This window comes from Sphingomonas sp. 3-13AW (assembly GCF_049311085.1).
In the GTDB taxonomy this organism is placed as follows: Bacteria; Pseudomonadota; Alphaproteobacteria; order Sphingomonadales; family Sphingomonadaceae; genus Sphingomonas.
On sequence record NZ_JASNVZ010000030.1, the window covers coordinates 1 to 21112 of the forward strand.

General features: G+C 66.9%; 24 protein-coding genes. 11 read left to right on the forward strand and 13 right to left on the reverse strand.

Going from position 1 to position 21112, the window contains the following annotated elements; all coding sequences use genetic code 11:
• The 8 genes from QP045_RS19295 to QP045_RS19330 form a co-directional block, all read left to right on the forward strand.
• On the forward strand, positions 1–1038 hold a 1038-nt coding region (locus QP045_RS19295), incomplete at its 5' end, for an ATP-binding protein (RefSeq protein WP_422516634.1).
• 73 nt (positions 1039–1111) lie between these two features.
• The gene (locus tag QP045_RS19300; protein ID WP_422516684.1) at positions 1112–2143 is read left to right on the forward strand and encodes a substrate-binding domain-containing protein; all 1032 of its coding nucleotides are present in this window, start codon (positions 1112–1114) and stop codon (positions 2141–2143) included.
• A gap of 7 nt (positions 2144–2150) precedes the next feature.
• A complete protein-coding gene (pstC, locus tag QP045_RS19305; protein ID WP_422516635.1) occupies positions 2151–3527 on the forward strand; it encodes a phosphate ABC transporter permease subunit PstC in 1377 nt (458 codons plus the stop codon).
• Positions 3520–4815 carry a phosphate ABC transporter permease PstA gene (pstA, locus tag QP045_RS19310; RefSeq protein ID WP_422516636.1) on the forward strand — a complete coding sequence of 432 codons (1296 nt, stop codon included), beginning with the start codon at positions 3520–3522 and terminating at the stop codon, positions 4813–4815. The genes pstC and pstA overlap by 8 nt, the downstream gene beginning before the upstream one ends.
• Positions 4816–4850: 35 nt before the next feature.
• Positions 4851–5597 carry a phosphate ABC transporter ATP-binding protein PstB gene (gene pstB, locus QP045_RS19315; RefSeq protein WP_422516685.1) on the forward strand — a complete coding sequence of 249 codons (747 nt, stop codon included), beginning with the start codon at positions 4851–4853 and terminating at the stop codon, positions 5595–5597.
• A gap of 10 nt (positions 5598–5607) precedes the next feature.
• The gene (gene phoU, locus QP045_RS19320; protein WP_422516637.1) at positions 5608–6306 is read left to right on the forward strand and encodes a phosphate signaling complex protein PhoU; all 699 of its coding nucleotides are present in this window, start codon (positions 5608–5610) and stop codon (positions 6304–6306) included.
• Positions 6307–6317: 11 nt separating this feature from the next.
• Positions 6318–7010: a phosphate regulon transcriptional regulator PhoB gene (gene phoB / locus QP045_RS19325; RefSeq protein ID WP_422516638.1), complete on the forward strand. Its 693-nt coding sequence runs from the start codon at positions 6318–6320 to the stop codon at positions 7008–7010.
• A gap of 71 nt (positions 7011–7081) precedes the next feature.
• On the forward strand, positions 7082–7336 hold the full coding sequence (locus tag QP045_RS19330; protein WP_422516639.1) for a hypothetical protein: 255 nt from the start codon (positions 7082–7084) through the stop codon (positions 7334–7336).
• A 92-nt stretch (positions 7337–7428) separates the two neighbouring features.
• Here QP045_RS19330 and QP045_RS19335 read toward each other — a convergent pair whose 3' ends face one another.
• Together QP045_RS19335 and epsC are read right to left on the reverse strand one after the other, a co-directional pair.
• On the reverse strand, positions 7429–7773 hold the full coding sequence (locus QP045_RS19335; protein WP_422516640.1) for a DUF2794 domain-containing protein: 345 nt from the start codon (positions 7771–7773) through the stop codon (positions 7429–7431).
• The gene (gene epsC / locus QP045_RS19340; protein ID WP_422516641.1) at positions 7773–8453 is read right to left on the reverse strand and encodes a serine O-acetyltransferase EpsC; all 681 of its coding nucleotides are present in this window, start codon (positions 8451–8453) and stop codon (positions 7773–7775) included. The genes QP045_RS19335 and epsC overlap by 1 nt, the downstream gene beginning before the upstream one ends.
• A gap of 154 nt (positions 8454–8607) precedes the next feature.
• On the opposite strand from epsC, the gene QP045_RS19345 reads away from it, so the two are divergent.
• Both QP045_RS19345 and QP045_RS19350 read left to right on the forward strand, forming a co-directional pair.
• A complete protein-coding gene (locus QP045_RS19345; RefSeq protein ID WP_422516642.1) occupies positions 8608–9510 on the forward strand; it encodes a hydrogen peroxide-inducible genes activator in 903 nt (300 codons plus the stop codon).
• A 101-nt stretch (positions 9511–9611) separates the two neighbouring features.
• The gene (locus tag QP045_RS19350) at positions 9612–10235 is read left to right on the forward strand and encodes a fasciclin domain-containing protein (RefSeq protein WP_422516643.1); all 624 of its coding nucleotides are present in this window, start codon (positions 9612–9614) and stop codon (positions 10233–10235) included.
• 33 nt (positions 10236–10268) lie between these two features.
• Here QP045_RS19350 and QP045_RS19355 read toward each other — a convergent pair whose 3' ends face one another.
• From QP045_RS19355 to pgsA, 3 genes are read right to left on the reverse strand one after another with little or no spacing between them, the layout of a single operon-like run.
• The gene (locus QP045_RS19355; protein ID WP_422516644.1) at positions 10269–10706 is read right to left on the reverse strand and encodes a molybdenum cofactor biosynthesis protein MoaE; all 438 of its coding nucleotides are present in this window, start codon (positions 10704–10706) and stop codon (positions 10269–10271) included.
• Positions 10703–10960, reverse strand: a complete 258-nt coding sequence (gene moaD, locus QP045_RS19360) for a molybdopterin converting factor subunit 1 (protein WP_422516645.1) — start codon at positions 10958–10960, stop codon at positions 10703–10705. Before moaD ends, QP045_RS19355 begins: the two co-directional genes overlap by 4 nt.
• Positions 10960–11526 carry a CDP-diacylglycerol--glycerol-3-phosphate 3-phosphatidyltransferase gene (gene pgsA / locus QP045_RS19365; RefSeq protein ID WP_422516646.1) on the reverse strand — a complete coding sequence of 189 codons (567 nt, stop codon included), beginning with the start codon at positions 11524–11526 and terminating at the stop codon, positions 10960–10962. Before pgsA ends, moaD begins: the two co-directional genes overlap by 1 nt.
• A gap of 131 nt (positions 11527–11657) precedes the next feature.
• On the opposite strand from pgsA, the gene QP045_RS19370 reads away from it, so the two are divergent.
• Positions 11658–12947 (forward strand): MFS transporter, encoded by a 1290-nt coding sequence (locus QP045_RS19370; protein WP_422516647.1) that lies wholly within the window; start codon positions 11658–11660, stop codon positions 12945–12947.
• 34 nt (positions 12948–12981) lie between these two features.
• On the opposite strand, the gene QP045_RS19375 is transcribed toward QP045_RS19370, so the two are convergent.
• From QP045_RS19375 to QP045_RS19410, 8 genes are all read right to left on the reverse strand, one after another.
• Positions 12982–13158: a hypothetical protein gene (locus tag QP045_RS19375; protein WP_422516648.1), complete on the reverse strand. Its 177-nt coding sequence runs from the start codon at positions 13156–13158 to the stop codon at positions 12982–12984.
• Between the two features lie 121 nt (positions 13159–13279).
• On the reverse strand, positions 13280–14299 hold the full coding sequence (locus QP045_RS19380; protein ID WP_422516649.1) for a UDP-glucuronic acid decarboxylase family protein: 1020 nt from the start codon (positions 14297–14299) through the stop codon (positions 13280–13282).
• Positions 14300–14330: 31 nt separating this feature from the next.
• Positions 14331–15416, reverse strand: a complete 1086-nt coding sequence (locus QP045_RS19385; protein ID WP_422516650.1) for a CgeB family protein — start codon at positions 15414–15416, stop codon at positions 14331–14333.
• Entirely contained in the window at positions 15413–16501 is a 1089-nt protein-coding gene (locus tag QP045_RS19390) for a CgeB family protein (RefSeq protein ID WP_422516651.1), read from the reverse strand. The genes QP045_RS19385 and QP045_RS19390 overlap by 4 nt, the downstream gene beginning before the upstream one ends.
• On the reverse strand, positions 16498–17610 hold the full coding sequence (locus QP045_RS19395) for a CgeB family protein (protein ID WP_422516652.1): 1113 nt from the start codon (positions 17608–17610) through the stop codon (positions 16498–16500). Before QP045_RS19395 ends, QP045_RS19390 begins: the two co-directional genes overlap by 4 nt.
• Positions 17607–18710, reverse strand: a complete 1104-nt coding sequence (locus QP045_RS19400; protein ID WP_422516653.1) for a glycosyltransferase family 4 protein — start codon at positions 18708–18710, stop codon at positions 17607–17609. The genes QP045_RS19395 and QP045_RS19400 overlap by 4 nt, the downstream gene beginning before the upstream one ends.
• Entirely contained in the window at positions 18710–19807 is a 1098-nt protein-coding gene (locus QP045_RS19405; protein WP_422516654.1) for an SDR family NAD(P)-dependent oxidoreductase, read from the reverse strand. Before QP045_RS19405 ends, QP045_RS19400 begins: the two co-directional genes overlap by 1 nt.
• Positions 19804–20916 (reverse strand): NAD-dependent epimerase/dehydratase family protein, encoded by a 1113-nt coding sequence (locus QP045_RS19410; RefSeq protein WP_422516655.1) that lies wholly within the window; start codon positions 20914–20916, stop codon positions 19804–19806. Before QP045_RS19410 ends, QP045_RS19405 begins: the two co-directional genes overlap by 4 nt.
• Positions 20917–21112 lie beyond the last annotated feature (196 nt).

Consider the following 21112-nt stretch of genomic DNA (forward strand, 5'->3'; position numbering starts at 1 on the left):
CCGCCCGCCCGCGCCCGTCCGGAACAGCCGAGCGTCCAGGCCCTGATGGACGCGCTGGCGGGCCCGGTTCTCGTCACCGCTGGCACCCGAGTGGCCCGCGCCAATGCGGCGGCACGCAGCCTGCTTGGCGAGCATATCGTCGGGCAGGACGTGCGGATCGCCATCCGCCATCCCGCCGCAGCAGAACGGCTGGTCGGAGACTCCGGCGATGACACCGGCAGCACGACCCATCTGGTCGGGATCGGCGGTCGCGATCAGCGCTGGGAAATGCGCGTCCGGCCCATCGGCGACGGCCGCCGGCTGGTACAGCTGGTCGACGAGACCCAGATCCACGCGGCCGAGCGGATGCGCGTCGACTTCGTCGCCAACGCCAGCCACGAACTGCGCACGCCGCTCGCCTCCCTCCGCGGCTTCGCCGAGACCCTGCGCGAGGAAGCCGGCGAGGACCCGCAGCTGCGCGACCGCTTCCTGGGGATCATGCTGGCCGAGACGCGCCGGATGCAGCGGCTAATCGACGAGCTGATTTCGCTGTCCCGGATCGAGGCGGGCAAGTTCCGCGCCCCGGACGCGACGGTGGCGCTCGACGCGCTGGTGCGCGAAGTGCGCGGGGCGCTTGTCGACCTGCACGGCGGGCGCGGTGCCGATCTGGTGCTCGAGGTGGCGGAGGTGCCGCCGGTGATGGGCGACCGCGCACAGCTGTCACAGGTAATTCACAATCTGGTCGGCAACGCCATGGCCTATGGCCGCCCCGGCACGCCCGTGCGGGTCGAGCTGGAAGCCGTGGGCGAGATGGTGCGGCTGCAGATCATCGACCAGGGCGAAGGCATTGCACCCCAGCACCTCCCCCGTCTGACCGAACGCTTCTATCGCGTCGATGCGGGACGGAGCCGTTCGATCGGGGGCACGGGCCTGGGGCTTTCGATCGTGCGTCACATTGTCGAACGCCATCGCGGGCGCCTCGATATTACGAGCACGGTGGGGGTCGGGACCACGGTCACGGTGCTGTTGCCGACGGCGAACGGTGACGCAGTGTCATAAAAGCGTAATGTTCGTGCGGAAGGGCGGGATCAACAGGCGGCCGAGTCCCTCGGCTGCCGTGGAGATGACGACGATGATCCGCCGTATCGCGATTGCCACCGCTGCGCTGCTCGCGCTGGCGGCGTGCGATCGTAACGTTTCGCGCGACCAGATACGGGTGGTCGGCTCTTCGACGGTGTTCCCCTTCACCACCGCGGTTGCCGAGGCGATGATCAACGCCAACCCGTCGCTGCGCGCGCCGGTGATCGAATCGACCGGTACCGGTGCGGGCGTGAAGCTATTCTGCGCCGGCGTCGGCCCGCAGCATCCCGACATCCTCAACGCGTCCCGCCAGATCAAGAAGTCCGAGATGGACGGGTGCATCGCCAATGGCGTGAAGGATGTGATGGAGGTGCAGGTCGGCGTCGACGGGGTCGTCCTGGCGGAAGCGAACAACGGCCCCAAGCTCAAGCTCAACGACCACGACATCTATCTCGCGCTGTCGGCCAATCCGCTCGGCAAGCCCCAGAAGGCGCGCTTCTGGAGCGATGTGAACCCGGCGCTCCCGCACCTGCCGATCCAGGTCTATGGCCCGCCCTCCACCAGCGGCACGCGCGACGCGCTGGTCGAGCTGATCATGGTTCCTGCCTGCGAGGCAGCCGTGCCGGAGGCGAAGGCGCTGAAGGAAACCGACAAGGACCGCTACGAAGACATGTGCACGCGCATCCGCGATGACGCCGCCTATGTCGACAAGGGCGAGAACGACAATCTGATCGTGCAGAACCTCTCCACCAACCCCAATGCGATCGGCGTGTTCGGCTTCAGCTATCTGGAGGAGAACCTCAACCGGTTGCGCGGCGTGCCGCTGGACGGGGTGCCGCCGACCTACCAGACCATTTCCGACGGGAGCTACCCGGGGGCGCGCCCGCTCTTCATCTATGTGAAGAAGGCGCACCTGCGCGCGGTGCCGGGCATGGCCGATTTCCTGACCCGCTATGCGGACTCCTGGAACCCGGACGGGCCGCTCACGCGCCGCGGCATGATCGCCGCCCCGGAAGGCGTCCGTTCCGCCTCGCATGCGATCATCGCTGAGGGCACCCCCGTCGACCCCGCAACCCTGCATTGATCCGGTCATGAGCAGCTTTGCCCTTTTCTTCCTGCTCGCCGGACTGGCGCTGATCGGGTGGATCGCCGCCCGCGCCCGTGCCGGCAGCTTCACCCAAGGCGGTTCGGCGCGCGTCCACTCGCTGCCGAGCCAGCACGGCTGGTACATGGCGATGTGGGTCGCGATCCCCGCGCTGTTGTTCCTCGCGGTGTGGTCCGCGGTTGCGCCGCAGCTCGCCAAGGAGGCGGTGCTGGCGAGCCCGGCCGCCGCCACCCTCCCCGCCGACGGGTTTGAGCGCGCGGCAGTGCTGGCGGAGGCTCGGGCGCTCGCCAACGGCACCGCCTATGGCGCGTTCAACCCCGCTTCCGAGCCCCTGGCGCCGGTGTTTGCGGCTGCCGAGGCGCGCTATCGCTGGATCGGGACGGCGGTTGCGCTGCTGCTCGCCTTTGCGGGCGCAGCCTATGCCTTTACCCGCATCCGGCCCGATTTCCGGGCACGGACGCGCGTCGAGCGCGCAGTCATGCTGCTGCTGCTGGCCGCGTCCCTGATCGCAATCCTGACGACGCTCGGCATCTTCCTCTCGCTGCTGTTCGAGAGTGCGCGCTTCTTCTCGATCGTGCCGATCACCGACTTCCTGTTCGGAACCCGCTGGAGCCCGCAGGTGATCCGCGCGAGCGATCCGGGCGAGACATTGGGCGCCGTGCCGCTGTTCTGGGGCACCTTCTTTATCGGTGCGGTGATCGCGATGCTGGTCGCGATCCCGTTCGGCCTGATGAGCGCGATCTACCTCACCCAATATGCGCACCCGACGACGCGGCGCTGGATGAAGCCGATCCTGGAGATCCTCGCGGGCATTCCGACCGTGGTCTATGGCTATTTCGCAGCCCTTACCGTCGGCCCCGCCATCCGCGACCTCGCCGTCATGCTAGGGATGCCCTATGCCAGCTCCGAAAGTGCGCTTTCGGCCGGGCTGGTGATGGGCGTGATGATCATCCCCTTCGTCTCGTCGATGGCCGACGACTCGATCGCCGCGGTGCCCCGCTCGATGCGCGACGGCAGCCTGGCGATGGGGGCGACGACGTCCGAAACCATCCGCCGCGTCCTTCTGCCGGCCGCGCTTCCGGGCGTGGTCGCGGGCGTGCTGCTCGCCGTCAGCCGGGCGATCGGCGAGACCATGATCGTGGTCATGGCCGCCTCCGGCGCCGCCACCATCACGCTCAACCCGTTCGAGAGCACCACCACCGTCACCAAGCAGATCGTCGACCTGCTGACCGGCGAGGCGGAGTTCGACAGCCCCAAGACGCTTGCCGCCTTTGCCCTTGGGCTGACGCTGTTCGTCGTCACCCTGCTCCTCAACATCGTCGCCCTGCGCGTCGTGAAGCGCTATCGGGAAGTCTATGAATAGCCCCCTCGTCGCGGGCGTCCCCGCCGCCGGGCACGAGCCGGCAGAGCGTCGCCCCACCGATTGGAAGACCCATTCGATGCAGCGGCGCATCCGCCGCCGCTATGCGGCCGAACGGCGGTTCCGCATCGTCGGCATGGCTGCGGTGCTGATGTCGGCAGGCTTCCTCGCCTTCCTGCTGATCTCGATGCTGTCCTCGGGAATCGGAGGGTTCCAGCGGGTCGAGGTCGCGTTGCCGATCGACTTCCCGGCCGCCGGGCTTGAGGTAACGCCGGCGCAGCTCAACAGCGCCGGTGCTGATCTCGCGCTTTCGGGTGCGGGGCTGGAGGGCGTGACCAACGTCGCGGCGGTCGAGGCGTTTGGCGAGGACCTGCCGGTGATTGCCGACAGCGCTTGGCTGACCGTGCGCAACGCGATCAAGGCCGACCCCACCCTTCTCACGCGCAAGGCGACGATTTTCGTGCCCGCCGCGCCCGGCATCGAGGAAGCGTACAAGGGCGATGGCACCCCTGCCGCCGAGCAGATGGTCGAGCGGCTGAAAGCGGCGCACGCGATCCGCAAGGACTTCAACTGGACGTTCCTGACCGGCGCGGACTCGACCGATCCGACGGCCGTCGGCATCTGGGGGGCGCTCAAGGGCTCGCTGCTCACCATGGCGGTGACGCTGCTCATCGCGTTCCCCGTGGGCGTGCTGTCCGCGCTCTATCTTGAGGAATATGCGCCCAAGAACCGCTGGACCGACCTGATCGAGGTTTCGATCAACAACCTGGCGGCAGTGCCCTCGATCATCTTCGGACTGCTCGGCCTGGCGCTCTTCCTGGGCACCTTCAACTTGCCCCGCTCGGCGCCGCTTGTCGGCGGCCTGACGCTGGCGCTGATGATCATGCCAGTGATCGTGATCGCCGGGCGCAACGCGATCAAGGCGGTGCCGCCGTCCATCCGTGATGCGGCCCTGGGTATCGGTGCGAGCCCGGTGCAGGTGGTGTTCCACCATGTGCTGCCGCTGGCGCTTCCGGGCATTCTCACGGGCACGATCATCGGCATGGCGCGCGCGCTGGGCGAGACGGCACCGCTGCTGATGATCGGCATGCGTGCCTTCATCGTGCAGGCGCCCGACGGCCTGGAAGATCCCGCGACCGTGCTGCCCGTGCAGATCTTCCTCTGGTCCGACCAGGTCAGCCGCGGCTTCATCGAGAAGACGTCTGCCGCCATCCTGGTGCTGCTCGCGTTCCTCCTCGCGATGAACGCCTTTGCCATCTACCTCCGCAACCGATTCGAGACCCGCTGGTGACCGATAGCTCCCTTTCCGACACCGTCGCGCCCAAGATGTCGGCCCGCGACGTCAACGTCTTCTATGGCGACAAACAGGCGATCAAGGACGTGTCGATCGACGTCGACATGGAGAATGTCACCGCGTTCATCGGCCCGTCGGGCTGCGGCAAGTCGACCTTCCTGCGCACGCTCAACCGGATGAACGACACGGTCGCCAATGCGCGCGTGACCGGCGACATCCGGCTGGACGGCGAGGACATCTATGACAAGTCTATGGACGTGGTGCAGCTGCGCGCCCGTGTCGGCATGGTGTTCCAGAAGCCGAACCCCTTCCCCAAGTCGATCTTCGAGAACGTGGCCTATGGGCCCCGCATCCACGGCCTGGCCTCCAGCCGCGCCGACCTGGAGAGCATCGTCGAGCGCTCGCTCCGCCGCGCCGGCCTGTGGGAAGAGGTCAAGGACCGCCTGACCGACAGCGGCACCGCGCTTTCGGGCGGCCAGCAGCAGCGCCTCTGCATCGCGCGCGCGATTGCGGTCGACCCTGAAGTGATCCTGATGGACGAGCCCTGCTCGGCACTCGATCCGATTGCGACCGCCAAGATCGAGGAGCTGATCCACGCGCTGCGCGGCCGCTATGCGATCGTGATCGTGACCCACAACATGCAGCAGGCGGCCCGCGTGTCGCAGCGCACGGCGTTTTTCCACCTGGGCACCCTGGTCGAATATGGCGACACGTCCGAGATTTTCACCAATCCCCGCCAGGAGCGGACCAAGGATTACATCACCGGCCGCTATGGCTGAGGAGAGCGACATGCCCACGGGCCAGGAACATACGATCAAGGCGTTCGACGAAGAGATCGGCCACCTGCGTGCGCTGATCTTGCAGATGGGCGGGCTTGCCGAACACGGCATCTCCGACGCGATGCTGGCACTGCAGCGCAACGACCCGAACCTGGCGAAGGAAGTGCGCAAGGCCGACGAGAAGATCGACGCGATCCAGGCCGAGGTCGAGCGCCTGGCCGTGCGGGTGATCGCGTTGCGGGCGCCGATGGCGGACGACCTGCGCGAGGTCGTCGCCGCGCTCAAGATCGCGGCCGTGGTCGAGCGCATCGGCGACTATGCCAAGAACATCGCCAAGCGCGTGCCGATGATCCACCATGGTGACGACCGGATCGAGGCGGTGTCGTTGCTGCCGGCGATGGCGCAGATGGCAAGCGACATGGTGCACGAGGTGCTCAACGCATTTTCGGCACGCGATGCGGAAGCTGCCGTCAGGGTGTGCGCGCGCGACCGGGCGCTCGATGACTTCTACGACAGCATCTTCCGCACGCTGGTGACCTTCATGGTCGAGAACCCACGCACGATCGGCCAGGTCGCGCACTTGCTGTTCGTCGCCAAGAACCTGGAACGGATCGGCGACCACGCCACCAACGTGGCCGAGATGGTCTATTTCGCCGCAACAGGCCGCTACCTGGTCGATCGGGAAACCGCCGACACCTCTAACGACTGAGGAATCGCGCAATGGCAAACCCAAGCATGTTGCTCGTGGAGGATGACGCGGCGCTCGCGGAGTTGCTCGCCTACCACTTCCGCCGCGAGGACTTCGACGTGCGACATACGCCGGACGGCGAAGAGGCATTGCTGCTGGCGCGGGAAGCGGCGCCCGACCTGGTGCTGCTCGACTGGATGGTCGAGGGGCTTTCGGGGATCGAAGTCTGCCGACGCCTGCGACGGGCGCCTGAAACCGCGAACGTGCCGATCATCATGCTCACCGCGCGGGGCGAAGAAGAAGACCGGGTTCGCGGCCTCGAGACCGGCGCGGACGACTATGTGACCAAGCCCTTTTCCCCGCGCGAACTGGTCGCGCGGGTCAAGGCGGTGCTGCGACGGGTGCGCCCGGCCCTTGCCGGCGAGACGCTCAGCTACGCCGACATCGAGATGGACACCGTGGGCCACAAGGTCCGCCGCGCCGGTGCGCTCGTGCCGCTGGGGCCGACCGAATTCCGCCTCCTCAAGCACTTCCTCCAGCACCCCGGCTGGGTGTTTTCGCGCGAACGACTGCTGGATGCGGTGTGGGGGCGCGACACCGACATCGAGACGCGCACCGTCGACGTTCACATCCGCCGCCTTCGCAAGGCGATCAACGGGGACAACCTTCCGGACATCATCCGAACGGTGCGATCGGCCGGATACTCCCTCGATTTAGGGATTTAATACGAGGGGCGGAAATAAACGCAATGTCGTGCGTTGAGCGTCGGCAGCTAAATAACCGTAGGAGACGACACATGAAGCTCCTTGTTCTTGCCGCCGCCCTAACTTTCAGCAGCGCTGCCTACGCGCAGACAAACACCGGTCAGCAGCCTCCGGCCGAGGAGGTGATCGTGGTGGACGAAACGGTTGTTCCGGCGCCCCCGCCTCCCGGACCCACGCGCGTCGTCTTCGGCCCGCCGATCAACGATCCGCCGATGCCGACCCCGAAGACCTATCCGGTCTGCACCCGGACCTTGCAGGACGAGTGCCGTAACCCCGGCGCGAAGTAAGTCACGGTTGCCGACTGTTTTCCCTGCGCGCCCTCCTTCGGGAGGGCGCGTGTTACTGGACGAGTCCCTGGTCCAGCAGCAGGCAAAGCAGCCTATTCCTCGACAAGCTTCATGAAGCGACGCTCTACCGGTGCCAGCACCGGGCCGAGTTCGTGCCCGCGCTTGAGCACTGCGCCCACTTCATTGACGAGCGCCCACATGCCCTGACGATTGCGCAGGCCCGGGCGTTTCTCGATCCGGAACTCCGGCCGCTCCGTCGCGCGCCGGAAGGCCGAGAACACGGCTGCCTCCTTGCCGAGGTCGATCGCATAGTCACGCCAGTGGCCGGCCGCGACCATCCGTCCATAAAGATCGAGGATGCGCGTGAGCTCCGCACGCTCGAAGCCGATCTGGCTCGGGTGCCCTGCCGCGGCGGGGAAAGGTGTGACGATTCCCATCAGGCGCGGTTGCGATGCTCTTCTGCTTCGGCGACCGCCGCATCGAACCTACGGCGCAAGGCGTCCAGTTCTGCGCGCAGGGCTTCGATCTTCTGCGCCTGCGGATCCTGCATGTCCCGGCAGGGCGTTCCGTAGGGGACGAAGTCGCGTTGATAGGCCGTGGAATCGACGACCGTCGGCCGCGCCGGGATGCCGACCATCACGGCACCCTCCGGCACATCGCGCGTCACCACCGCATTGGCGCCAACGCGGGCGCGGGCGCCGACCTGGATCGGGCCCAGTACCTGCGCACCGGAACCGATGATCACGCCATTCCCGATGGTCGGGTGGCGCTTGCCAGCGATGCCGTTGTCGGGGCTCGTGCCGCCCAGCGTCACATTCTGATAGATGGTGACGTCGTCACCGATCTCCGCAGTCTCACCGATCACGGTAAAGCCGTGGTCGATAAAAAAATTGCGACCGATCTTCGCGCCGGGATGGATGTCGATCGAAGTCAGGAACCGCGCCAGATGATTCACCGCGCGGGCAAGGAAGAACCGGCGCGCCTGGAACAGCCTGTGAGCGATCCGGTGAAAGCCCACCGCCCATACGCCAGGGTACAGCAGGATCTCGGCGCGCGACCGCGGAGCCGGATCCCGTGCCTTGATCGAATCCAGATACGCACCGAGCCGGCCGAGCATTCCAGTACCTTCCCCTTGTCGGCACACATTTAGGATCCCTGCTGTAGAATTTCCAGCAATCGTCGCGGATTGGCGTGAAGAGAGGGCGAGCCCGTCCCAGCCTGAGTCGCTCAGTCACTGGCGCGTGATCGACGCAGTCGATAAGAAGCGGGTGATGAGCACCACCTATCTCCCGACGCTGAAGCAGCTGCAGTATCTGGTCGCGCTGCGGGATGCCGGCCATTTTGGGCGCGCTGCGGAGGCCTCCTTCGTCACCCAATCCACCCTGTCGGCAGGTATCCGTGAGTTGGAAACGCTGATCGGCGTGACGTTGGTCGAGCGGACCCGGCGGGTGGTGCGCTTCACACCGCTCGGCGATGCGATCGTCGACAAGGCCCGCACCGTCATCCGCGAGGCGGAGGAACTCGCGGACATGGCACGTGCGGCCGGTCGGCCGCTGTCGGGAGAAATGCGGATGAGCGTCATCCCGACGATCGCGCCGTTCATGCTGCCCCGCATCCTGCCGCGGCTGCGCGAGGATTATCCCGACCTGAAGCTCTTCCTGCGCGAGGAGCCGAGCCAGGCCGCGTGCGAAGCGCTCCATCATGGGCGCTCCGACTGCGTGCTGCTAGCGCTTCCGTATGCGTGCGGCGACGTGGAGGTCGCCCCTTTGTTCGACGACCCGCTCTATTTGGCGGTGCCGGAGGGTGAGGCGCGTCCGGGCTCGGGCCCGATGGTCGCGGATGACATCGACGCGGCGCGACTGCTGCTGCTGGAGGATGGGCATTGCCTGAAGGACCACGCGCTGCGCGCCTGTCCGCATCCGGAACTTCGCGGCCGCGCGACGATGCTGGGCACCTCGCTCCACACCATTGTCCAGATGGTCGACAACGGCCTGGGACACACCATGCTGCCCGAAATGGCCGTAAAAGCGGGGATCCTCGACCATACCCATGTGATCGCCCGACGGATCGATGCCCCGCGCGCGTCGCGGGAAATCGCGCTGGTCTGGCGCCGCGCCTCGCCCCGCGAGCGCGACTTCCGATTGCTGGCAAGCATGCTCTCCGCCGCGCATTGACCACGACTCGTCCCGGCGGAGTGGACAGCATGTGCCGCAGGAAGCCGAATGGCGCCGTGAGCGTTCATGAACGCACATCGCAACTTCTGGAGGAGAAATTGATGTTCCGTCTTCCGATCGTATCCGCACTGGCCATCGTTGCCGCTACTGCGGCACCGGCGCTGGCGCAGACGACGACCGCGACGCCCGCACCCCAGGCCGCTCCGGCCGCGACCGTCGGCACCGCTACCGCCCAGCCGAACACTGCTGCGGGCGGCACCGACGCAGCAGCGGCCAAGCCGATCCTCGAGACTCTCACAGCCACCCCGACGCTCTCGACGCTGGCGAGCGCGGTGAAGACGGCGGGCGTGGACACCGCGCTGGCCGGCCCCGGCCCCTTCACCGTCTTTGCGCCCGACAATGATGCGTTCGGGCGGCTGGCGCCGGGCACCATGGACACGCTGCTGAAGCCGGAGAACAAGCCGACCCTCGGCAAGATCCTCAACTACCATGTCGTGTCGGGCAAGCTCGATGCCGAGACGCTCAAGAAGCAGATCGAAAGCGCCGGCGGCACGCTGACGCTGACCACCGTCGCGGGCCAGCCGCTCGCAGCCGCTCTGGAGAATGGTGCGATCACGCTGACCGACGCGAACGGCACCAAGGCCTATGTGACCACCTACGACGTCGCCCAGTCGAACGGTGTGTCCCACGTCATCAACGGCGTGCTGGTGCCCAAGCTGGGCTGAGCCGCTTCGGGGGAGGCTGCGCCCTCCCCCGCCCTAACGCCAGCGGTCGGCGGCGCCGGTATCCCCATGCCGTGCATCGACCCAGCGCGCGCCCTCGGTCCGGCGCTCGCGCTTCCAGAAGGGCGCGTCGGTCTTGAGCCGATCGATCAGGAACGTGCAGGCCTCAAGTGCTGCATGGCGGTGCGGGGCCGCCGTCACCACCAGCACGATGCGCTCGCCCGGCGACATGGGGCCGATGCGATGGATCACCGTCACTGCCTGCAGCTGCCAGCGAGCGACTGCTTCCTCGGCCAGGGTCTGAAGCACCGCGTCGGTCATGCCGGGGTAATGTTCGAGCGACAGCTCGCGGACCCCGTCGTCCTCCCGGACGAAGCCGGAAAATGTTGCGACGGCTCCCGCACCGCCGCTCTCGACCGCAGCGAGGGTCGCCGCCAGGTCAATCGGCTCGGCCTGGATGATCGCGCGGATCATCCGCCCGTCACCGGCGGGAAGATCGCGATCTCGCGCGCGCCGGCAATCGGGGCGTCGAGGGGCACGAAGCGCTGGTCGATCGCGGCGCGCAACCGCTGGCGGTCGGCAAACGCCTCCGCATGGGCAGCGCTACCCGCCGAAAGCCAATCCACCAGCTCGCCGACCGTGGCGACCGTCTCCGGCGGCGCCACCGATTCCTCGCCGGTGCCGACTGCCTCGCGCACCCAGGCGAAGTAGAGCATGGCGATGGCCATCAGCTGTCCATGTGCTTCAGGCCGACGCGGAGATAATCCCAGCCGGTCACTAGCGTCAGCAGCGCCGCACTCCAGAGGCAGGCCAGGCCCACCGTGCGCACCCACACCATCTCGGGAACCGCGCCTGCCAGGATCAACGCGCCGAAGGCGACCAGCTGCAGCGCAGTCTTCCACTTGGCGAGCTGCGACACCGGCAGCGACACCTGAAGTCCGGCCAGGAACTCCCTAAGGCCCGACACGGCGATCTCCCGCAGCAGGATCACCAGTGCCGCGATCAGGTGGATGCCGGTGATGAGCGCGGTATCGTGGCGAGTGCCCACCAGCATCAGGATCACCGCGGCGATCATGATCTTGTCCGCGATGGGATCGAGGAAGACCCCCAGCTTCGACACCGTCCCGTTCGATCGCGCGAGATAGCCGTCGAAATAGTCGGTGATGCCCATCAGGCAGTAGAGCGCGAAGGCGATCGCGTAGCCCGCATGCCATTGCGGCCACCACAAAAAGGCGACCAGCAGGGGCACCGCGAAGATCCGCGAGAGCGTGAGGATATTGGGAAGCGTCAGCACGCACCGGGGTCTAGCACCGGCCCCTTGGCCGCGAGAAGCGTTAATCGCGCATTGAAGCGCCTTGCCCCCCTGCGCTATGCCCGCCCGCATCAAACCGGCGCGACGCAACGACATAAGGTACTGACAACACGATGCTGAATGCGCTCGGGCTGCTAAGGAAGCGCCGCTTCCTACCCTTGTTCGTCACGCAATTCCTGGGTGCCTTCAACGACAACCTGTTCAAGCAGGCGGTCGTGCTGTTCGCCACCTACCAGATTTTCGCGGACGCGCAGGCGGAGCAGAATTTCAACGCGCTGGCGACCGGACTCGGCATCCTGCCGTTCTTCGTGCTCTCCGCGCTTTCGGGGCAGCTCGCCGACACCAGCGACAAGGCCAGAATTATCCGCATCGTCAAGACGGCGGAGATCGGCATCATGATCCTGGGCGCGATCGGCGTGTTCCTGGCGCGCGCCGGGTGGATCAACGTGGGCCTGTCGTTGATGCTGGGCGCGGTGCTGCTGCTCGGCGTCCACTCGACCTTCTTCGGGCCCATCAAATACGCGATCCTGCCGCAGCATCTGAAGGACGACGAGGTGCTGGGCGGCACCGGGCTGGTCGAGGCCGGCACCTATCTTTCGATCCTGCTGGGGACGGTCATCGCCGGCTGGATCTCGGTCGAGGCCTCTGCGCTGCTCGTGATCGTGGTCGCGGTGATCGGGTGGACCACCGGGCGCATGGTGCCGGTGGCGCCGCGCTTGGGCAGCAAGCTGAAGCTGAACTTCAACCCGTTCACCTCGTCCTGGCGGCTCGTCGCGGCGACGATGCACATCCGCCGGCTGTTCCTCGCCATCCTTGCGATCAGCTTTTTCTGGACGATCGGATCGGTGATGATCGTGATCTTCCCGCCGCTCGTGAAGAACGTGCTCACCGCCAACGAGCGCGTGGCGAGCCTCACCATCGCGATCTTCTCGGTCGGGGTCGCGATCGGCTCCGTCGTCATCAACGCGCTGTTGCGCGGCAAGGTCTCGGCCAAATATGCGCCGGCCTCGGTGCTCGCGATGGGCGTCGCGGTGGTCGCACTTTCGCTGGAAGCGCGGGGCTGGGTCCAGGCGCCGGCGGGGACGCTCTATGGCTTCTACGACTTCCTGACGCTGCCGCGCGCGGTCGGTCTACTCGCCACGATGCTAGCGATCTCGATCACCGGCGGCATGTTCGTGGTGCCGCTCTACGCGTTCCTGACCACCACGGTGACGAAGGACCAGACCGCGCGCACCGTGGCCGCGAACAACATCGTCAACGCCGGATCGATGACGATCGGCGCGATCGTGGTGAGCGTCGTCAGCGCAGCGGGCGTGACACCCGAGGACATGCTGCTGGTCGTTGCCGCGATGTGCCTCGCCTCAGCCTGGCTGGCCTGGAAGCTCCATCGCGCCTGCGACTGACGCCCGTCCTTTCAGGGGTGCGGCGGCGGTCTGATTATAGCAGGAAGGTGTAGAAGCAGACGAAGAAGGCGGTGAAGCTCACCACGAAGAGCTTCAGGTCTTCTTCACCGTTCGCTTCGGCAGACGCCTGGCGCGTCTGGGTGAGCGCACGACGGAACGGGTGCGACGGGCCGGAAACGGGCGCGGAAGCGCGAGGTTCTCGTTGATGCATATGGACAGGTTAACGACCTGTTTACGAATTGCACCAAGGTGATCCTATCGCTCGCGTCCCGATGTGAAACGACCCGCCCCGGGAGGACCGGAGCGGGTCGCGGAGCTTCGGTTTCGGCCCATCAGGCGCGGGCGCGGAGCGGCTCCTCAACGGTCGTCGTGTTCATCTCCACCCCCAGTTCCTCGGCGAACCAGGCGCTGGTGCGGGCAAGCCCATCCTCCAGCGGCACCTTCGGCTGCCAGCCCAACACGGCCTTTGCACGGCTGATATCCGGGCGGCGGCGGCGCGGATCGTCCTGCGGCAACGGCGCATAGGTCACCTGACCCTCGACGCCTGTCGCGAGCAGCACCTTCTCCAGCAGTTCGTTAACGGTGAACTCGATCGGATTGCCCAGGTTGACGGGCTCCATCGGGTTGATGTCGCTTTCCATCAGCCGCATCAAGGCGTCGACCATGTCCGACACATAGCAGAAGCTGCGGGTCTGGCTGCCGTCGCCGTACACCGTGATGTCGCGGCCCGAGAGCGCCTGGCAGATCAGGTTGGAAACGACCCGGCCATCGTCGGGGTGCATCTGCGGGCCATAGGTGTTGAAGATGCGGGCGACGCGGACGTCGGCGCGGTTCATGCGGGCATAGTCGAAGGTCAGGGCCTCGGCAGCCCGCTTGCCCTCGTCATAGCAGGCGCGCGGTCCGGTGCAGTTCACCCATCCGCGATAGCTCTCCGACTGCGGGTGCACCTCCGGATCGCCATAAACCTCGCTGGTGGAGGTCAGCAGGAAGCGCGCACCGGTCTTCTCCGCAAGCCGCAGCAAGTGGTTCGTCCCGACAACGTTCGTCAGCATCGTGTGCTCGGGATCGGCCTGATACTGCGGCGGCGACGCCGCGCAGGCGAGATTGTAGATCCGGCTGATGCCGTCCGCGCGTTCCAGGACCGCCTCTGGCAGCGGGTTCACGATGTCTCCCTCCACAAAGGTGAAGTTCGGCAGGGCCTCCAAAAGTCTCAGGTTCGACGGACGCGCAGTCTGCAGATTGTCGAGGCATAGTACCTCATATCCCCGCTCCACCAGCGAGCGGCACAGGTGCGAGCCGATAAAGCCCGCCCCGCCAGCGACTAGCGCCAACCCAACGTCGTCCTGCGCCATGTTCGGTTCCTCGTCCCTTGTTTTCGTTTTTCTATGCTGCGCCGGCCAAGACGCCCCTCGGTGCCGACCGTGCCATTGCGTCGCTCAGGTGCTGCTCCAGCTCTGCTGCACGGTGTGCGGCGGTGTGGGCGCCCAGCACGCGAGCGCGCGCAGCCTCCCCCATCGACGCGGCATCTGCGCCTTCCAGCGCCGCGATCACCGCATCCCCGTCGCCAGCAAGCAGGATCTCCCGGTCGGCCACGAACAGGTCGTCAATCCCGTCCCATCGATCGGACACAATCGGGGTCCCGCAGGCGCCCGCCTCGAACAGGCGCACCGAGGGCGACCATCCGGCCGCAATCATGTCCGCGCGCGTCACGTTGAGGGTAAAGCGGGAGGCCGAGTAAAAGTCGGCGTGCTCGGACGGCCGCAGGTGGTCGATGCGCTCGACGTTTGCCGGCCAGTCGATCGTGTCCGGATATTGCGGGCCCGCGACGACGAAGCGGCGGTGCGGCAGGGCCCGTGCGGGCTCGATCAGCAGCCGCTCAAGCGTCGGCTGGCGATCGTCACTGTAGGTGCCGAGGTAGGAAAGGTCCCACCGCTTCCCGGTACCCGTCGGCGCATAGAGCGCCGGGTCGACGGAGCAGTAGAGGGCACGTGCGGCTGGCGAGCCATAGTCGCGCTCGATCCGATCGAGCGTGGGGCCGCCGGTGAACGACAGATAGAGGTCGTAGCCGGGGATGACTTCTGGCGAGAGATATTCGAAGTCGCCGCGCGCAAGCTTTGCCAGCGTTACCGGCGTGTCGATGTCGTAAAAGGCGGTGACGCCCCCGGCCACGTCCTGCACATAGCGCGCCACCGCCACGCCCTCCGGCACATAGGACCCGACGATCACCGCATCCGCGGTCGCAATCTCGTTCCGCCACGCGTCCAGGGCGCCCAGGTCCGCATAGAACTCCAGCCGGCAGTAATCGGGATCGACGTGGTCGCGGTGCGATGCGTACCAGGGCACGTCGCGTTCCAGGAACAGGATCTCGTGGCCCCGGCTTGCATAGGCCTTCAACAGCGCCCGGAAGGTGGTCGCATGGCCGTTTCCCCACGAGGAGGACAGCGAAAGGCCGAGGACGACGAGCTTCATGCGAGCTCTCGCTGCTGCTCGGCATGGGCGCGGAACAGCTGGTCCACCTGCGCACCGCGCAACGTGTAGCTATGTTCGGCAAGCACGCGCCGGCGCGCCGCCTGGCCGATCGCCTGCGCGCGCTCGGGCGTGAGGGCCGCCAGATGATCCGCCACGTCCTGCCCGTCGCGCGCCACCAGCACTTCTTCGTTCGGGATCAGGAACTGCTCGATCCCTTCCCACGCGTCGGTGATCAGGCAGGCGGCAGCGCCCGCCGCTTCGAACACGCGGGTTGCGGGCGAGAAGCCGACATTGGCCATGCTGTCGCGGGCGACGTTCAGCACCGCCCGCGGCGTGCAGTTGAAGGCGTTGTGCTCGGCCGTATAGACATGGCCGCGGTGGCGGACATTGCCAGGCATGTCCTTTGTTTCCCAGCCGTTTCCTCCAATCAGGAACTGCTGCCGGGGCAGCAGCGCCGCTGCCCTCAGGAAGAACTCCTCCACCCGCGCCTCCCGGTCGGGCAGACGGTTGCCAAGAAAGGCGAGATCGCACGCAAAGCGGGGATCGGGCTCGACCGGGAAGTGCGTCGTCGGGTCGAGCGCATTGTAGATCGGGACGCACTCGGCCGCGCCAAAGCCCTTGTAGGCATCGATCACCGGCGGGCCGCCGCCATAGGTGAGCACCATGTCGAGGTCGGGCAGCGCGCGGCGGACCGGGTGATCCTCGTCCGCGCGCATTTCGTCCAGGGTTGCGGCAGCGTCGACGTCCCAGAAGGTCTTGAGCGCGCCGGGCCGGGCCTGGGCGATGATGCCCTCCAGCAGTTCGCGGTCGAACACGCCGACGCCATTGGCCTTGACCACGATGTCCGCGTCGGCGGCCTCGGCGAGAACGCCGCGCATCGCTTCTTCCGTCGCCGGGTAGACGACCGAGCGCGCCCAATCGGGTGCGTCGATGTCGCGGTGCTTTTGGCGATCGAAGGCGTCCGGCTCGTAGAAGGTGATCTGATAGCCGCGCTGCGCGAGGTCGCGCAGGATGCCGCGGTAATAGGTCGCAGCGCCGTTCCAGTAGGACGACACCAGGCTGGATCCGTAAAAGGCGATCTTCACGCCACATTCCTCTCGAATTGCGGGGCGCCAAGGCTCGCGACGACGGCGAGCAGCTCATCGACGCGGTGGGCGCAGGTGTGGCGGGCGCGGATCGTCTCCAGCCCGGCGGCGACAAGTGCCGCCCGCAGGTCCGGATCGTCGCGCAGCGCCGTCAGGTGGCGTGCCATCTCCTCCCCGTCACGGGCGACGAGATAGTCGGTGCCGGGACGGAACAGCCCCTCGGCATCCTCCCACGGGGCCGATACTAGGGGCAGGCCGCAGGCGAGCGCCTCGAACACGCGGATCGTGGGAATTCCAGGCAGGATCGTCGCATAGTAGCGCCGCGGCACGTGCACGGTGGCGAGGTGCCGGGCGAAGATTTCCGGCGCCTTCGCGTTCGGAGCCCAGCCACGATAGCGCGCACCGTGCGCAGCGAGCATCGCCCGGGCCTCATCCGGGTAGCGCACGCCGTAGATGTCGAGCGGCAGGACCGCAGCATTTGCCGGGCGGAAGAGAAAATCCTCCAGCTCCTGCGTGCGTTCGCCGTCGCCCCAGTTGCCGATCCACACCAGTCCTTCGCGGGCGCCTTCCTCCGCAGGTGGGTGGAAGTGGCGGGTGTCCGCCGCCTCATGCCAGGTCCAGACGCGCCCTTCCCAGCCCCAGCGGCGATACACTTCCGACAGCGTCTCCCCGAAGGCGAGCACGCCGTCATAGCCCGAAAGGTCGAAGGCGCGGATCGCGTCGGGATCGCTGACGGCGCGATGGTGGGTATCGTGAAACAGCAGGGTGAAGCGCCCGCCCCGCCTGCGCAGGTCGCCGATCGCCGCCACAAGCGCTGGATCATTCCATTCGTGCACGATCACCAACTCGGCATCGTCGATCAGTTCGGCGGGATCGGTGCCGGGCGCGAAGCTTTCACAAGACAGGTCGGGATAGGCAGCGCGGTAGGGCTCCAGCCCCGCCTCTCCACCATCGGCGAGCAGGTTCGCGAGGCTCCAGTTGCCCGCCGGCTCATAGGTGCGGACGTCGTGGCCGCGCGCGATCAGCTCCCGAAGCACGCCGCGCAGGAAGTGCGCGTTGCCGTGGTTCCAGCAGGAAAGCAGCGAGTGGGTGAAATAGGCGATCTTCATGCCGCAGCACTCCGCTCGGGGGTTGCCACGGGCGCAAGCAGGCTTGCGTAGAGCGCCGCCATGTCGCGCGCGACGGCGGCTGGGGTGTAGCGTTCCGCCCGCTGCTGTGCCGCGGCGCCCATCACCGCCCGGGCGGCGGGATCGGCACGCAGCGCCTCGATCGCGGCAACGAAGCCGTCCTCATCCTCTGGCGCCACAAAGGTCGCGGCGCCGTCCCACAGCTCGCGGAACGTTGGCAGGTCGGTGAGAACCAATGGACAACCGGCAGCGGCCGCTTCGAGCACGGCGAGACCGAATGGCTCGAACCGCGCGGCGGAGACGAAGATCGGGCGCCTGGCGAGCCAGCCGGCGAGTTCCGCCTCACCGAGCAGCCCAAGCGGATGGAGATGGTCGACGGGCACCTGCTCGCCGTGCGGCCCTACCAACGCGCCCGCTGCATGGAAGGGCACGGAGAGGCGGGCCGCGACGCGGTCCAGCAGTCGTGTCTGCTTGACCTGATCCCACAGCCGGCCGGCGGTGAACACGGCGTCGGATTCCTCTCCCGCGTCGATCGTGAGTGGACGGCGTCCGTTGTGGACGGGAATCGGCAGGTCGGTCAGCCCGTAGGTGGTCTGGATGACCGCCGCGAACGCCGCCGTCGGTGCAACGACGCGGCTGGCGGCCCGGAAGCCCTGTTCGGTGAGCGTACGCTGCCACCGGAAGTCGGGAGGCAAGTTCGTGCCGTTCGCCGCGTCCCACCAGGTTGCCAGGCAGCCGTGCGCCACTGCTACCACCGGCACGTCGAACGCACCGTTCGCGGCCAGGGTGGGCATGTTGCAATGTACGAGGTCGAAGCCACGCTCGCGGACCAATGCGCACAGCGCCTTGCCCGCCTCCCGCACCGGCACCGGGCCGTCACACAGCCAGTCGAGCGGCAGCCCCGTCTCGATGAGCGGGATGCCCGCTTCGTCGAGCGCTGCCCGCTGGGCTGCCGATGGCTCGGGCCCGAGCACCGCTACCGTCGGTTCGAACCCGAGCGCCGGGAGCGCACAGGCGAGATCGGTAGCATATTGCCACACCCCACCCACCGCATCGGCGGTGATCAGGACCCGCGTTGCCATCAAACTGCGCCCGCGGAAGCGTCCGCGGGAACCCCGATCGGCGCATTGATCCCGCGCGCCTCGGCAAGCCAGCGTGCCAGTCGAGCCACCCCGTCCTGCCAGTCGACGCGCCGGCCGAGACCCAGGGCTTCCTGTGCCTTGCGCGTGTCGGCGACGAAATAGCGCTGGTCGCCCGCGCGCCAGCCTGAAAAGCTCAGGTCGACCTCTCTGCCGAGGACGTCGCCGATATAGGCCAGCAGCTGGCGCAGGCTGACCGCGTTGCCGGGACCGCCGCCCAGGTTGAACGCCTGGCCCGCAACCGCATCGATGTTGCGCCACGCCGCGACATAGGCGTCGACCGCATCGGATACGTCCAGGATGTCGCGAACCTGGCAGCCGTCACCATAGAGCGTGATCGGCTTGCCCTCGAGCGCGCGGATCAGGAAATGGGCGACCCACCCCTGGTCCTCGGTGCCCATCTGGCGCTGGCCATAGATGCAGCTCATCCGCAGCACGGCCGTCTTGAGGCCGAAGCTGCGGGCATAATCGAGCACATATTGGTCGGCCGCCCCCTTTGAGCAGCCATAGGGCGTGTGGAAGTCGAGCGGACGCGACTCGCCGATGCCGTGCGCGCGCACCTCCGCATCGAGCGGCCGGTAGGCGTCGCCCTCGAGCGCGAAGTCGAGATCGGTCAAGTCGCCGTAAACCTTGTTGGTCGAGGCGAAGATGACGGGCGTTTCCGGCGCACGCGTGCGGATCGCGTCGAGCAGGTTGAGCGTGCCTGCGATATTGATCGCAAAATCGTCGCGCGGATCGACCATGCTTGTGGTCACCGCCACCTGCGCGGCCATGTGGAACACGGCCTTCGCACCCGCCGCGGCACCGGTGAGCCGAGCCTCGTCCCGAATGTCGGCATGAAGGAAATCGACCCGCTCGCCGTGCCGCTGCTGCAGCCAGCCGAGGTTGGTGTCGACTCCGGCGCGGGACAGAGCGTCGTAGACGAGCACGCGATTGCCCTCGCCCGCCAGCCGATCGGCGAGGTTGGACCCGATGAAGCCCGCGCCGCCGGTGATCAGGATCGGCCGCGGATCGGCCGCGGCGCTCCCCTCCCCGGTCATGCCACCAGGCCCCGCTTTTCCAGTTCGGAACGCATCTGCTCGACGCGGTCCTGCGCCGTCTGCTGCGCCACCCATTCCGCCAGCTCAGCCAGCCCTTCCTGGAAGTCCTGGCGTGCGCGGAAGCCGAGCCGCTCGGCTGCCATACTGGTGTCGCAGAAGCAGTGACGGATGTCGCCGATCCGCGCCTTGCCAACCACCTCGGCACTGAGGTCATTCTTGCCCATCGCCTTAGCGAGTTCCTCGGCCACTTCCTTGACCGAGCGATCATGGCCGGAGCCGATGTTGAACGTGCCCCCCACCGCCTGCGGCAGCACTAGTGCGTCGGCAAAAGCCCGTGCCACGTCGCTGACATGGACGAAATCCCGGCGCTGCTCGCCGTCTTCGAAGATCAGCGGGGACTGGCCGTTCAGGAATCGCGAGGCGAAGATCGCGAGCACGCCGGTGTACGGGTTCGAAAGCGCTTGTCCCGGGCCATAGACGTTGAACAGACGCAGGCACACGCCCTCGATCCCATAGGGTTCGGACATGATGTGCGTCGTGCGCTCCTGCACATATTTGTTAAGCGCGTAGATCGAGGACAGGTTCGGACGCTTCCACTCCGGCGTCGCGACGGGGCTGAGTGGGCGGCCCTGGGCATCGGTCGGTTCCCAGTTCTTCTGGCCGTCCTTCAGCGATTTGCGCTCGGCATTCTCGACCAGCTCGCCATCGGCGTCGCAGTAGAGTCCCTCACCATAGATGCTCATCGACGAGGCGGTGACGACGCGGCGGACGGGCTTGTCGATCAGCGCCTCAAACAGCACCGCGGTGCCGACGTCGTTGGTGGAGGTGTACCGCTCCACTTCGTACATCGACTGGCCGACGCCCACTTCGGCTGCCAGGTGGATGACGCTGTTGACGCCGTCCAAGGCCTTCAGCACCGCATCCTTGTCCCGCACGTCGGCGCGGATCAGCTCGGCTTCCTTGTTGAGCATCTGCGAGCCGTCGGTGGCGCCGTGGACCTGCTCGATCAGGCTGTCGAGCACGCGAACCTCGTTGCCGCGCGCTAGGAGTTCGTCGGCGACGAAGCGCCCGATAAAGCCCGCTCCCCCGGTAATCAGTACACGTTCCATTCTTCCTCCCGCCATCGCCGCCGGATCGAGTTCCCAGCAGCGCTCCCGTTGACTTGCCCCATGAGCCTGTGCAGTCACGTACGAATACCGGTGAACCGCTTCTTCTTCATCTTTGTTCCAAGTATTGATCTATGTTAGTCAGGTTTTCACTTCGCTTGCGGAACTAAAATGCGGCAGACGCGCTTGCAGCATCTAT